The following is a 13,686-nucleotide window of genomic DNA, read 5'->3' on the forward strand; positions in this document are numbered from 1 at the left end:
GCCCGAAAAATGGCCCGGACCGGCATGGCGCGCCGCCGCATGCGGGCTATTTCGCGGCGGGCGAGGCCGCCCGCCGATAGGGATGGAGCTTTTCGTAGAACGGCCCCACCGGCCAGATCGAGCGCCGGTCCTTGGGCGTGATCATGAAGCATTCGATATCGAGAATGCGGCCGTCGACGATCTTGAAAATCTCATAGATCACGAAGGTGAAGGGCGCATCGGCCCTGGGCCCGTTGTTGCTGCTGATGCCGGGCACCACGTCCAGATGGCTGATCCCGATGACCAGGCCGCGCGCGGTGTCGACGATCGGGAAGCGGCGTTCGCGGACCACCGGGATCCAGCCGAACTTGGTGACGCCGATGTCGCAACTGTCGGAGGTGATGACGTCGGGCCGGTTGGTATTGGTGGTCGGCGTCCCGTTTTCGGTCCGGTTGCAGTCGGGATGAAACGGCACGATCGTCGGATCATGCTCCTGGATCGACTGGAAATAGAGGTTGGCGATGCGCCGCAGCTCGGCGGCGGGGACGCGTTCCTCCGGCGGCAGGACGTCGGACCAGATCGGCTTGGGGAAATGAACGCCGTCCGGGTTGAAGAGCAGGTCGTCCTTGCCAGCCGTCAGCTGCTCGACCTCGGTGATCCGGCCGTCCGCGACCTTCAGCCGGGCGACGTACAGCGCCTGGCCTGCGTCCTTGCGGCGAACGATGCCGAAGAAGATCGCCTGCCCCGCCTCCGGGTCGACGATCGTCGATCGGCCGGTGATGATCGTGGCGTCCTTCCACACGCCGTCGTCGAGCCTGCCGGGCCGACCATTCTCATACACCATCGCGCCGGGGGCGAGGGGCAGGCGGGCGGCGTCATGCGCCTCCAGCGCCAGCAGATAGCGGTTCGTCATGTCGAGCAGGCACCCGCGATCGCAGCCCGAGCGGGCGGCGGGCGCGGGGGATGCGGGCGTGCGGGGCGCGGCGGCAGCGGGTGTCGCCACCGCCACCACCGCCACCACCGCCGCGAAGGCCGGGAACCATGGTTTCATCGAATGATCTCTCTGGCGGAAGGAAAGGGGGCCGACGCGCGATCGGCCCCGATCCTTCAGAATTTGCCGCGAATGCCGAAGGTGACGTAGCGTCCCACGACGTCGTGCAGGCTCTGATTGGCCGGATAGGACAGGCCCGGCAGCGCGCTGGCGTAGAGCGGGGCCTGTCGATCGAACAGGTTGCGCACGTTGATGAACGGCGAGAACTGGCCGCCCGCGACGTCGTAGCTGATGTTCAGATCGGTGTAGAACACGTTCGGCATCCGGTTGGACGCGTCGGCGATCACATAGCTGGCCCGCGTCGAGCGGTCATAGCGGCCGATCCAGCGTTCCTGCACGTTCAGGTTGAAGCCGCCGTTCGCGTAGTTCACCGACAGGTTGCCCCGCCATTTGGGATAGCCCGCGCCGTTGCCGCCGACGGAGGTGTTCGCGGTGCCCGCCAGTTCCTCGGCCGGCTGCGTCGCGCTCGTCTGCAACCTGAGCACCGGCACATAGCTGGCGAAGGCGCGCAGGGCCAGTTGCCCCCGACCCACGCCGAAGGTGTAGGAGGATTCGAAATCGAACCCCCGCGTCCGCAGCGAGGCGCTGTTCAGCGGCGAAACCAGGATCGCCGTGGGCACGCTCGAACCGGACGTGCGGACGATCAGGTTGCACACCGGGGCGTTTCCACCGCTGGCTTGGCAATCGTCATAGGCCTGTTGCGCGTCCTGCACGGTGATCGCATCGCGCAGCTTCAGGTCGAAATAATCGATGGCGAGGCGGGCGCCGGGCAGCCAGGAGGGCGAATAGACGAAGCCCGCGCTGGTGGTCAGCCCCTTCTCGGGCTTGAGCGCGGCGTTGCCGCCCGAGATCGCCTGGGTGGGGAAATTGCCCACGCCGGGGATCGACAGGCCGAAGACGTTGATCGAGCGCGAGGCGAACAGGTCGTACAGGGTGGGTGCCCGGATGTCGCGCGAGCGCGTCGCCCGGATGACCAGATCGTCGACCGGCTGATAGACCAGGCCCGCCTTCCACGTCGTCACGCCGCCGCTGGTGCTATAGTCGGTATAGCGGACCGCACCGTTCAGGTTGAGCGAGCGGCCGAGCGCGCTGTCCTTGGCCAGCGGAATGTCGACCTCGCCGAACACCTCCTTGACGTCGTAACGGCCCTTGGCGCTGCCGACGTTCGTGAAGCTGTGGCCGAGCGTCCCGCTGGGCACGAAACGGATGCCGGTGAAGTCGGTCGCCACGCCGGGATCGGAATTGCTGGTCTCGACCAGCGACTGGCGCCGATATTCGCCGCCGACCGCCACCGACACCGGCCCCGCCCATGACGAGAAGGGCGAACCCGAGATCGAGGCGCTGACCACGTCCAGTTCGTTGACGACGCGGTAGCGCGAATAGTCGTTGACATAGGCGACCGCTGCGGCCGACGGCGAACCCTCTCCGAACAGGTTGAGCGGAACACAGCCCGGATAGAGGCCGGGATTGGTGAGGCTGACGCGGCAGACGATATTGCCGCTGCCGTCCCTCACCGCGTCGAGCGCGGCGTAGAATTTCTGGTTGTTGACCTCCAGCCCCTTCACGTCGAGCTGGGTGCGGCCATGGGAATAGGCCAGGTTCCAGCGATAATCGCCGAAGCGCCCGTCGACGCCCGCCGTGACATTGTAGCTGCGGTTGAACGCGTCGGACACGCGCTGGCCCAGATCGCGGCTGTAGCGCGACATCGTGATCGGCGCGCCGCCCGACGCGGCGGTGAGCTGGGCCTGTTGCTGCGCCGACAGGAAGGCGTTGGTCGGCGAGAACAGGATGCTGCCGAAATGGAAGTCGGAGCCATAATAGCCGATATTGCGCGAGTCGGCGTAGCTGCCCTGGACGAAGGCGTTGACGCCCGGCGCGACGTCCATCGACAGGCGCGCAAAGGCCTGGTTGGTCTTCAGGCTGCCGGTCAGGCCGAGCTGATCGAAATAGGCCCCGTCGCCGCCGATATTGATCGACGGATTGCCCGTCGCCGTCCCCCCGTTGAACGCGGTCAGCGCGCCGCCCGGCTGGAAGGCGAGGCCAAGCGCAGGCAGCAACCCGCCGAACGACGAAAAGCTCAGCCGGGTATTGGCCGCGGTGACATAGGGATTGGCGGCGGTCCCGGCGCCCACCAGGCTGTAGAGATTGCCCGCATAGCGTCGGTCGTAACGGCTGAAGATACCGGCCGAGTCGTAATGTTCGAAGCTCACGATCAGGTGCGCCCGGTCGCCGAGCAGCCCCGTCCCGACCGCCACGCCCGCGCGCAGGCTGGGCGCGTCGCCGCGCGTCGAGACGCCCTTTTGCAGCGTGTATTTGACGCCCGTGAATGTCTTGTCGAGGACATAGTTGACCACGCCGCTGACCGCGTCCGAACCATAGGTCGCCGACGCACCGGCCGTGACCACGTCGACGCGCTGGACCAGCATCTGGGGCAGGGTGTTGACGTCGACGCTGCCGTCGAAGCTGGTTGGCGGCAACCGCCGCCCGTCGAACAGGATCAGCGCGCGGGCGGGCCCGATGCCGCGCAGGTTCAGATAGTTGCCGTTGCTGGGCGTGTTGGCGTTGGTCTGGCCATAGCTGGTCTGGCTGACCGAATTGCTGAACTGCGGCAACTGGTTGAGCCCGTCGGCGATGTTGCTGGGCGCGGTGCGGGTCAGTTCGCCCGCGCTCAGGACGGTCACGGGGCTGGGCGACTTGCTGCCGTCGCGCACCACGCGCGATCCGGTGACGACGATGTCCTTCTGCCCATCGGCGCCGTCGTTCGCCGGGCTGGCCTGGGCCTCGATCCCGGTGGCGGTCGTGGGTGTCGCCTCCTGCGCTAGTGCCGCGTGCGGCAACGCCATCAGGGAAACACCGGCCAATAACATCGAACTATATTGCACGCGCATAACGCCCCCTTCCTATGAACCAGGACCTCCTGACGGCGCCGCTCGAGCCTCTTTCGGGCTGGATGTCGGCCTATGGGTGCGAACCTGCAAAGCCCGACCCACAAGACGGATAGTCTGCGAGGACGATCGGAAAAACTTGTACGGGACGGCCTGTTTTCAGGTTTGGAGCGGCGCAGAAAAGGGGCCTCGGCGTCCCTGGGGGCCGGTCGGGGCGCTGGCGACCGGGCCATGGAATAAGGGCTTGCGGCCGAACCGGTCCCTATGAGAGCATCGCTGCCTTGAGCCCTCCGGCACACGAGGATGCATCGTGGACGTTGAAAGCATGAAGCGCAGGCAGGTCGATGCCGTCAGCTTTGCCGCTTGGCGGGAGACGGTGCGCGAGCAGATCGTCGATCTCGATTGCGCGCGCGCGGATGACGGCCCGTTCCACGCCTCGATCAGCAGTTGCGACCTGTTGGGAACCCGCATCGCCAAGGTCGCCGCCGGGCGCCACCATGTCTCGCGCGATCGGCGTCGGATCGCATCCGACCATGACGAATATGTCCTGCTGACCGTGCTGGTCGAGGGCCGGGTGACGATCTGTCAGGGCAGCCGCGAGGCGCGTCTTCAGGTCGGCGACATGGCGATCTACGACAGCACGCGGCCCTATGATTTCTTCGTGGAGGAACCCTTCGTCCAGACCGTCCTGCGGCTGAGCCGGAAGGACATGGCCCGCCAGATCCGCAGCCTGGATGATCTGACCGCTTGCCCCATCTCGGGCGCGCGGGGCACCGGACGGCTGGCGGCACGCTTTATCTGCGATCTCGAGGATCAGCTGGGCCATATCGATCCCAGCAGTGCACCGGCGCTCCATGGTGCGCTGATCGATCTGGTCGGCGCGGCCTTCACCGAACAGACCTCCGACCGGCGCCCGCCGCTGCGCGAACAGCGCCATGTGCTGATGACCCGTATCGTCCAGTTCGTCGACACGCATTTCTGCGAAGAGACGCTGACGTGCGAGCGCGTGGCGGAAACCTTCGGATTGTCGGAGCGCTATCTGCGCAAGCTGTTCGCGGAAAGCGAACGGTCGCTGTCGGAACGGATCTGGCACCTCAGGCTGGAAAAGGCCAAGCGCGATCTTCGCGGCAATCTGGCCTATCGGTCGTCCGTCACGTCGGTCGCCTATGATTGCGGGTTCAAGGATCCCGCGCATTTCAGCCGCGCCTTCAAGGAAAAATACGGCATGACCCCGCGCGATTACGCACGGCGCTGACCTCCACTCCGCCGGAATGGCCGATGCCGCGTCCGGGCGTCAGTCGCCCGCCGCCTTGCGATAGGCGCTGGGAGACACGCCCGCATGGCGGCTGAAGAAGCGGGTGAAATAGGCCGGGTCGGAAAAGCCGATCGCATAGCCGACCTCCGCCACCGACATATTGGTATAGAGAAGCGCGCGCTTGGCATCGAGCATGGCGCGCTGGTCCAGCATCGCGGCGGGTGACAGCGCCGCGACCCGCGCGCAGGCGACGCGCAGGCGGCTTTCGCTGGTTCCCAGCGCCTCGGCATAGTCGGCGATCGGCTCACGCAGGCGGAAACGCTCGTCGATCCTGGCGCGGAAGCGGGCGACCAGGCTGTGGTGATGGCCGGGGATGGCGGGGGCATGGTCGCGCATCCTGTCGAGCGAGCGCAGCGTCTCGACCAGGATCGTCAGCAATGCAGCATCGACCGCCGCGCGGTGCCCCGGTCCCGACCATAGCAATTCGCGCATCAGCGTCGCGATCTGCGCGCCGATCCGGTCGGTCGGCATATCGTCCGAGCCGATGACCCCAGCCTGTTCGAAGACGGCGGCGAGTCCCGGATAGCGGCTATCGAGCAGCGTCAGATGCCGGACCGACAAGGTCACGACCGCACCCGCCGACTCGTGATGCCAGTCGAAACCATGCACGATCCCCGCCGGTACGATCACCAGCGCGGGCGCGCTAACGGCGAGGCTCTTCGTCTCGGCGCGCATGGTGCCGCCGCCCTCTTCCAGCAGGAAGAGCTGGACCAGATCGGCATGGGCGTGCGGCAGAATCGTCCATTCATGCGGGCGAGAGCGGCTGTCCAGCCGTTCGGCATGGACGAAGCCCTCCTCCACCGCGCGGTGCGGTTCGCCATAGAGATAGAAGCTGGGAATGGCCGCGGACACCATCCGGCCATGCTATTGCGCGGCAACCGGATCGTCCAACTTTTTGCGCGCCCCGTCCATCGTGCGCCGCCATCGCAAGGCGCATGATCGGCACAAGTCGGCGGACAGGCCGACAGTCGAGAGGATGGATATGAGGCACCGGACACAGGTGGCGATAATCGGGGCGGGACCGGCGGGCATGTTCCTGGCCCATCTGCTCCACGCCGAAGGGATCGACGCCGTCGTGATCGAACGACGCGACCGTTCCTATGTCGAGGGACGGGTCCGCGCGGGCGTGCTGGAACAGGGAACGGTCGCGCTGATGCGGCGGCTGGGCCTGTCGGCGCGGCTGGAGCGCGAGGGGCTGGTCCATGGCGGCACCAATCTGGCGCTCGACGGCGAGGTCTTCCGCATCGACATGGCGGCGCTGACGGGCGGATCGACCGTCACCGTCTATGGCCAGCAGGAGGTGATGCGCGACCTGTTCGACGCCGCCGAGGATCGCGGCGTGTCGATCGTCTGGAACGCGGCGGACGTCACCCTGTCCGGGCTGGACGGCGATCGGCCGAGCGTGACCTGGCGGCAGGATGGCGCGGAACATCAGCTCGATTGCGACTTCGTGGTCGGCTGCGACGGCTTTCACGGCATCAGTCGCGCGGCCATCCCGGCCGACCTCCTGCGGGTGTTCGAGCGGGTCTATCCCTTTGGCTGGCTGGGGGTGCTGGCCGATGTGCCGCCCGCCGATCACGAACTGATCTACGCCAATCACGAACGCGGCTTCGCGCTGGCGTCGATGCGCTCGTCGACGCGCAGCCGCTATTATGTCCAGTGCGCGCTGGACGAGGACCTGGCGCAATGGTCCGACGATCGCTTCTGGGACGAGCTTTGCGTCCGCCTCGGCCCGGACATGGCGGCCAGGGTGACGCGCGGAACCTGCTTCGAAAAGGCGATCGCGCCGCTCCGCTCCTTCGTCGCCGAGCCGATGCGCTGGGGGCGGCTGTTCCTGGCCGGGGACGCGGCGCATATCGTGCCGCCGACGGGGGCCAAGGGCATGAACCTGGCCGTGTCCGACGTGACGATGCTGGGTCGTGCGCTGACCGAACATTATCACGAACGGTCGGATGCGGGGATCGACCATTATTCGGCCCGCGCGCTGGCGCGGGTGTGGAAGGCGGAGCGTTTTTCCTGGTGGTTCACCTCGGTGACCCACCGTTTCCCGACGATGGATGGCTTCGACCGGCGCATCCAGATGGCCGAGCTGGAATATCTGCGCGGTTCGCCCGCCGCGCAGCGGACGCTCGCCGAGAATTATGTGGGCCTGCCCCTGGAGATGGCATGAAGAGCAAGATCTATGACAGCCCTGCGGTTGCACTCGACGGGCTGCTGTTCGACGGCATGACGATCATGTCTGGCGGTTTCGGCCTGTCGGGCAACCCCGAAAGCCTGATCCCGGAGGTCCGCGCGAGCGGGGTGACGGGCCTGACCGTCATTTCCAACAATGCGGGCGCGGACGGGTTCGGCCTGTGGATGTTGCTGGAAAGCCGCCAGGTCGCCAAGATGATCTCCAGCTATGTCGGCGAAAACAAGCTGTTCGAGCAGCAATATCTGTCGGGCGAACTGGCGCTGGAACTGAACCCGCAAGGCACGCTGGCCGAGCGAATCCGGGCGGGCGGTGCGGGCATTCCGGCTTTCTACACCAAGACCGGCGTCGGTACGGTGGTGGCCGAGGGCAAGCCGGTCGAGACGTTCGACGGGCAGGATTATGTCCGCGAGACCTGGCTGCGTGCCGACCTGTCGATCATCAAGGCGTGGAAGGCGGACCCGGCGGGCAACCTGATGTTCCGCAAGACCGCGCGCAATTTCAACCCGAACATGGCGACCGCCGGCAAGGTGACCGTGGTCGAGGTCGAGGAGATCGTCGAGGCCGGCGCGCTCGACCCCGACTGCATCCACACGCCCGGCATCTTCGTCGACCGGATCGTCCGCTCGACCATCAACGAGAAGCGGATCGAGAAGCTGACGACCCGCGCACGGGAGGATGCGGCATGAGCTGGACCCGCGACGAGATGGCGGCGCGCGCCGCGCGCGAGCTGCAGGACGGATTCTACGTCAATCTGGGCATCGGCATCCCGACCCTGGTCGCCAACCATGTGCCCGCCGGGATCGACGTGACCTTGCAGTCGGAGAATGGGCTGCTGGGCATCGGGCCGTTTCCCTATGAAGGCGAGGCGGACCCGGACCTGATCAACGCGGGCAAGCAGACGGTGACGACGCTGCCGACCTCCAGCTTCTTTTCCAGCGCGGACAGCTTCGCGATGATCCGGGGCGGCCATATCGACATGGCGGTGCTGGGCGCGATGGAGGTGTCGGCGGGCGGCGACATCGCCAACTGGACGATTCCGGGCAAGATGGTGAAGGGCATGGGCGGCGCGATGGACCTGGTCGCGGGCGTCAAGCGCATCGTCGTGGTGATGGACCATGCCAGCAAGTCCGGGACCCCCAAGATCCTGCCCGAATGCACCTTGCCGCTGACCGGCAAGGCCTGTGTCGACCTGATCGTTACCGACCTGTGCGTGATGGCGTGCGACAAGCCTGGGCTGCGGCTGATCGAACTGGCGCCCGGCGTGACGCTGGACGAGGTGCGCGCCAAGACGGGTGCGCCTTTCGCGGAGCAGCCGGCATGATCGGCTATAGCAGGGACGATGCGGGCGCGCCGCCGCTGCTGGTGCCCGACTATCGCTCCACGGCGACGCGGGCACCGCTTCGGCCGCCGATCGCGATCCCGCCGACGCTGACCGAGACGACCGGGCCCGGCGGCTGCTGGGACCGGCTGATGGGATCGGCGCTCGCCGACCTGACGAAGCAGCACAAGGCCGAGCCGCTGGGCCAGCGGATCATCGTCGCGGGCCGCGTGCTGGACGAACAGGGGCGCGCGGTGCCCGATACCGTCATGGAAATCTGGCAGGCCAACGCCGCCGGACGCTATATCCATGCCAAGGACCAATGGGACGCGCCGCACGACCCGAACTTCACCGGCGCGGGGCGGGTGGTGACCGATGCGGAGGGGCGTTATCGCTTCGTCACGGTGCGACCCGGCGCCTATCCCTGGGGCAACCACCGCAATGCCTGGCGGCCCGCGCATATCCATCTCTCGCTGCTCGGCCCCGCCTTCGCGACGCGGCTGGTGACGCAACTCTATTTCCCCGACGACCCACTGATCGAGATCGATCCGATCGCCAATGCGGTGCCGATGCCCTACCGCCAGCGGCTGGTCGCGCGGCTGGACATGGATGTGACCGAGCCCAATTGGGCGCTCGGCTATCGCTTCGACGTGGTGCTGAAGGGACGCGAGCAGACGCCCTTCGAGGAGGATCATCATGACCATTGATCCCGCCGACCTGCGCCCCCAGGCGCGCGCCGACAATCAGGACCCGGCGCTGTTCGGCCAGACGCCCAGCCAGACGGTCGGGCCGTTCTTCCACTACGGTCTGCCTTGGCGGGGCGGCGCGGACCTGGTCGGCCGGTCGGACATGGGCGCACGGCCCGAACTGATGCCCGAGGCGCATTATGTGCTCAACCTGTCCTCGCCCACCGGCACGCCCGAGGGGCAGGTCATCGAGGTTACCGGCCGCGTGCTCGACGGACAGGGTGCCGTGGTGCCCGATGCGATGGTCGAGATCTGGCAAGCCAATGCGGCGGGTCGCTATCGCAGCCTGGACGATACCCGGCAGGAGCTGCCGATCGATCCGCATTTTGTCGGCTTCGGCCGGTCCGCGACCGATGAGGAGGGCCGCTTCCGTTTCCGCACGATCATGCCCGGCCGGGTGCCGGGACCGGCCAATGGCCTTCAGGCGCCGCATCTGGCGGTGTCGATCTTTGCGCGCGGGCTGCTCAGGCGGCTGGCCACCCGCATCTATTTCGACGGGGCGGACGGCAACGACACCGATCCGGTCCTCGCGCTCGTCCCGCCGGAGCGTCGCGCCACGCTGATCGCGGTGCAGGGTGCGCCGGGCGTCTGGTCGCTCGACCTCGTGCTGCAGGGGGCGCGCGAAACGGTGATGTTCGACCTGTGACCAGCCTGTTGCGCCTCCGCCCGGCCGCGACGCCGGAGATGATCGCGATATTCGACGACGCGGCGACCATCGCCCATGCCTGCGCCTTCGAGGTGGCGTTGGCACAGGCGCAGGCCGACCATGGGCTGATCCCGGCAGCGGTGGCGGAGGCCATCGCCAAGGGTGTCTCCCAGGTGCGGATCGACCCGGCCGTGCTGGCGGATGCGGCGGCCCTGGCGGGGACGCTGGCCATCCCGTTGGTCGAGCATCTGGGCGGCGCGCTGTCGGGCGAGGCGGGCAGGGCGCTGCATCGAGGCGCGACCAGCCAGGATGTGGCGGACAGCGTGATGATGATGCAGGTCCGCGCCGCGCTTCCCCTGATCGCGCATGATGGCCGCCGGGTGGTCACGGCCTTGGCGGACCTCGCGGCGACGCATCGTGCGACCCCGGCGATCGGGCGCACGCTGCTGCAGGACGCGATCCCGGTCGCCTTCGGCCTGCGGCTGGCGCAGGCTGCGGCGGGGATCGCAGAGGCGCTCGATCAACTGGAAGAGGCCGTGGAACGCCATGCCATCATCCAGTTCGGCGGCGCCGCGGGAACGCGCGCAGGATCGGGCGGGAACGGCGCGGCCATCGCGGCGCATATGGCGCAGACCCTGGGGCTGACGGCGGGGGTGCCCTGGCATGCGCGGCGGACGGGCGTGGCGTCGATCGGCGCGGCGATCGGCATCCTGATCGGCGCGCTCGGCAAGCTGGCCCGCGACGTGTCGTTGCTGGCACAGAACGGCGTAGGCGAGGCGCGGGAGCCCGCGATCGCCGGACGCGGCGGCTCCTCGGCGATGGCGCACAAGCGCAATCCGACCGGCTGTCAGGTCGCGCTGTCCGCCGCGATCCGCGCGCCGGGCCTCGTCGCCGCGCTGTTGGCGGGGATGCCGCAGGAACAGGAACGCGGGCTCGGCGGCTGGCAGGCGGAGGGTCCGGTCCTGGCCGAGCTGTTCCTGCTCGCCTCGGGCAGCGCCGCTGCGATGGCGGTGGTGGCCGAGGGGCTGGAGATCGACCGCGCGGCGGTGGCGCGCAATCTGGCCAGCGCGGGCATGGGCGACGACCTGGGCGAAAGCGCGGCCATCATCGCCGAATTGCTGGGGTTCGAAGGGAACTGATATGGCGTTCACGACACGCGGCGGCACCCGCCTGCACTGGCGGCTGGAGGGCGCGGACGATCGTCCGGTGCTGGTGCTGCTCAACTCGATCGGTACGGATATCGGCCTTTGGGACCGGACCGTGCCGCTGCTGCTCCCCGCCTTTCGCCTGTTGCGCATCGATGCGCGCGGGCATGGCGGATCGGACGCGCCGGACGGTGACTATAGCCTGGCGATGCTGGCCGCCGATGTCGCCGCGATCATGGACGATGCGGGCATCCGGACGGCGGCGGTGGCGGGTGTGTCGCTGGGCGGCATGGTCGCGATGCAACTGGCGCTCGACCATCCGGAACGGGTGTCGGCGCTGGCGCTGATCTGCACCTCGGCGACGATGGACCCGGCGGCGTGGGGCGCGCGGATCGACACGGTGCGCGCAAAGGGCACCGGCGCCATCGCCGAGATGGCGGTCGGGCGGTTCCTGTCACCCGACTTCGCCGCGCAGCATCCCGACATCGCCGCGACGCTGCGCGACGGCATCGCGCGCCAGGCCGATACGGGTTATGCCGGGGCGGGCGCGGCGATCCGCGACATGGCGCTGCTCGAGCGGATTGCGGGGCTGGCCGTGCCGACCCTGGTCGTCACCGCGATGCGCGACGTCTCCACCCCCTATGCCGGGCATGGCGAGCATCTGGTCGCGGCCATTCCGGGTGCGCGGCATGTCGGAGTCGACGGTGCGCATCTGCCGCCGATCGAGGCGCCGACCGCGCTGGCCACCGCGCTGCGCCGCTTCCTGACCGCCGACAAAACGGTCGAGGCGGCGAGCGATACACTGTTCGAGGCGGGGCTAATCAACCGCCGCCGGGTGCTGGGCGACGAATGGGTCGAACGCAGCCTGGCGAAGCGCACGCCCCTGACGGCCGATTTCCAGGCCATGATCACTCGGATCGCCTGGGGCGAGATCTGGGGTCGCCCGGGGCTGGACGATCGGACCCGCCGCCTGATCGTGCTGGCGATCACCTGCGCACTGGGGCGCTGGGAGGAGTTCGCGCTGCATGTGCGCGCCGGGCTGACCCAGGGCGGCTTTACCCGCGACGAGCTGAAGGAAGTGCTGATGCAGGCCGCCATCTATGCGGGCGTGCCCGCCGCCAATACCGGCTTTGCCGAGGCGCAGAAGATCATCGACATGCTGGAACAGGACGCCTGATGCCCGACGCTTATATCTGCGATGCGATCCGCACCCCCATCGGCAAGCTGAACGGCGCGCTGGCGGGCGTTCGGGCCGACGACCTTGCCGCCATTCCGCTGCGTGCGCTGATGGAGCGCAACCGCCACGTCGACTGGCAGGGCGTCGATGACGTGCTGCTGGGCTGTGCCAACCAGGCGGGCGAGGACAATCGCAACGTCGCGCGCATGGCGGTGCTGCTCGCCGGTCTGCCGGAGGTGGTGCCGGGCGGGACGGTCAACCGGCTGTGCGGGTCGGGGCTGAACGCCGTCGGCATCGCGGCGCAGGCGATCCGCAGCGGCGATGCCGAACTCGTCATGGCCGGGGGTGTCGAGAGCATGACCCGCGCACCCTATGTCATGGGCAAGGCGGCGGGCCCCTTCGACCGGGCCCAGCAGATCGAGGACACCACGCTCGGCTGGCGCTTCGTCAATCCGGCGATGAAGGCGGCGTATGGCGTCGACACCATGCCCCAGACGGCGGAAAACGTCGCCGACCAATGGCGGGTCGGTCGCGAGGACCAGGACGCCTTCGCGCTTGCCAGCCAGCAAAAGGCGGCGGCGGCGATCGCGAGCGGTCGCATGGCCGTGGAGATCGTGCCGGTCACCATCCCCCAGCGAAAGGGGGAGCCGATCGTCGTGTCGCAGGACGAACACCCCCGCGCCACCAGCCTGGAGGCGTTGGCGAAGCTGAAACCCGTCGTCCGCGCCGACGGCACGGTGACGGCGGGCAATGCGTCGGGCCTCAACGACGGCGCGGCGGCGATGCTGATCGCCTCGGAAACGGCGGCGGCCCGCCACGGCCTGACGCCGCGCGCGCGTATCCTGGGGCTGGCATCGGCCGGCATCGCGCCCCGGATCATGGGGGCGGGACCGATCGAGGCCGCGCGCAAGCTGTGTCGGAATACAGGCATAGGCCTGGACCAGCTCGACGTGATCGAACTCAACGAAGCCTTTGCCGCGCAGGCGATCGCGACCTTGCGCGACCTGGCCATCGCGCCCGACGATCCGCGCGTGAACCGCAATGGCGGTGCGATCGCGCTGGGCCATCCGCTCGGCATGTCGGGCGCGCGCATCGCGATGACGGCGGTCGAGGAGCTGCATCGCACCGGCGGTCGCTATGCCATGGCCTTCATGTGCATCGGCGTGGGGCAGGGGATCGCCTTGATGATCGAGCGAATCTGATCGAGGCCGCAATTACTATAGGACATCG

Annotated in this window: 12 protein-coding genes; 9 read left to right on the top strand and 3 right to left on the bottom strand. The window is 68.1% G+C overall.

The genetic code is table 11. From position 1 onward, the window contains the following. Positions 1-46: 46 nt before the first annotated feature. The gene (locus tag ACFX59_RS05060) at positions 47-1,030 is read right to left on the bottom strand and encodes a hypothetical protein (RefSeq protein WP_387430204.1); all 984 of its coding nucleotides are present in this window, start codon (positions 1,028-1,030) and stop codon (positions 47-49) included. Between the two features lie 56 nt (positions 1,031-1,086). Continuing rightward, positions 1,087-3,873 (bottom strand): TonB-dependent receptor plug domain-containing protein, encoded by a 2,787-nt coding sequence (locus tag ACFX59_RS05065; protein WP_387430206.1) that lies wholly within the window; start codon positions 3,871-3,873, stop codon positions 1,087-1,089. A gap of 352 nt (positions 3,874-4,225) precedes the next feature. On the opposite strand from ACFX59_RS05065, the gene ACFX59_RS05070 reads away from it, so the two are divergent. Beyond that, positions 4,226-5,170, top strand: coding sequence for a helix-turn-helix domain-containing protein (locus ACFX59_RS05070; RefSeq protein WP_387430208.1), 945 nt, complete (start codon positions 4,226-4,228; stop codon positions 5,168-5,170). 39 nt (positions 5,171-5,209) lie between these two features. On the opposite strand, the gene ACFX59_RS05075 is transcribed toward ACFX59_RS05070, so the two are convergent. Continuing rightward, a complete protein-coding gene (locus ACFX59_RS05075; RefSeq protein WP_309698292.1) occupies positions 5,210-6,085 on the bottom strand; it encodes a helix-turn-helix domain-containing protein in 876 nt (291 codons plus the stop codon). Positions 6,086-6,212: 127 nt separating this feature from the next. On the opposite strand from ACFX59_RS05075, the gene pobA reads away from it, so the two are divergent. Genes pobA through pcaF form a run of 8 tightly spaced genes read left to right on the top strand, consistent with a single transcriptional unit; the run spans position 6,213 to position 13,658 of the window. Beyond that, the gene (gene pobA, locus ACFX59_RS05080; RefSeq protein ID WP_387430210.1) at positions 6,213-7,400 is read left to right on the top strand and encodes a 4-hydroxybenzoate 3-monooxygenase; all 1,188 of its coding nucleotides are present in this window, start codon (positions 6,213-6,215) and stop codon (positions 7,398-7,400) included. Beyond that, on the top strand, positions 7,397-8,110 hold the full coding sequence (locus ACFX59_RS05085) for a CoA transferase subunit A (RefSeq protein WP_387430212.1): 714 nt from the start codon (positions 7,397-7,399) through the stop codon (positions 8,108-8,110). The genes pobA and ACFX59_RS05085 overlap by 4 nt, the downstream gene beginning before the upstream one ends. Continuing rightward, positions 8,107-8,745: a 3-oxoacid CoA-transferase subunit B gene (locus tag ACFX59_RS05090; RefSeq protein WP_354295064.1), complete on the top strand. Its 639-nt coding sequence runs from the start codon at positions 8,107-8,109 to the stop codon at positions 8,743-8,745. The genes ACFX59_RS05085 and ACFX59_RS05090 overlap by 4 nt, the downstream gene beginning before the upstream one ends. Then, the gene (gene pcaH / locus ACFX59_RS05095; protein WP_387430214.1) at positions 8,742-9,449 is read left to right on the top strand and encodes a protocatechuate 3,4-dioxygenase subunit beta; all 708 of its coding nucleotides are present in this window, start codon (positions 8,742-8,744) and stop codon (positions 9,447-9,449) included. The genes ACFX59_RS05090 and pcaH overlap by 4 nt, the downstream gene beginning before the upstream one ends. Then, positions 9,439-10,134 (top strand): protocatechuate 3,4-dioxygenase subunit alpha, encoded by a 696-nt coding sequence (gene pcaG, locus ACFX59_RS05100; protein ID WP_387430216.1) that lies wholly within the window; start codon positions 9,439-9,441, stop codon positions 10,132-10,134. The genes pcaH and pcaG overlap by 11 nt, the downstream gene beginning before the upstream one ends. Further along, positions 10,131-11,273, top strand: a complete 1,143-nt coding sequence (locus tag ACFX59_RS05105) for a lyase family protein (RefSeq protein ID WP_387430218.1) — start codon at positions 10,131-10,133, stop codon at positions 11,271-11,273. Before pcaG ends, ACFX59_RS05105 begins: the two co-directional genes overlap by 4 nt. Position 11,274: 1 nt before the next feature. After that, positions 11,275-12,456: a 3-oxoadipate enol-lactonase gene (pcaD, locus tag ACFX59_RS05110; protein WP_387430220.1), complete on the top strand. Its 1,182-nt coding sequence runs from the start codon at positions 11,275-11,277 to the stop codon at positions 12,454-12,456. Beyond that, complete coding sequence (gene pcaF, locus ACFX59_RS05115) at positions 12,456-13,658, top strand: 3-oxoadipyl-CoA thiolase (protein ID WP_387430222.1); 1,203 nt, start codon at positions 12,456-12,458, stop codon at positions 13,656-13,658. Before pcaD ends, pcaF begins: the two co-directional genes overlap by 1 nt. Positions 13,659-13,686: the final 28 nt, after the last annotated feature.

Source organism: Sphingomonas sp. NCPPB 2930 (assembly GCF_042867205.1).
Lineage (GTDB): Bacteria > Pseudomonadota > Alphaproteobacteria > Sphingomonadales > Sphingomonadaceae > Sphingomonas.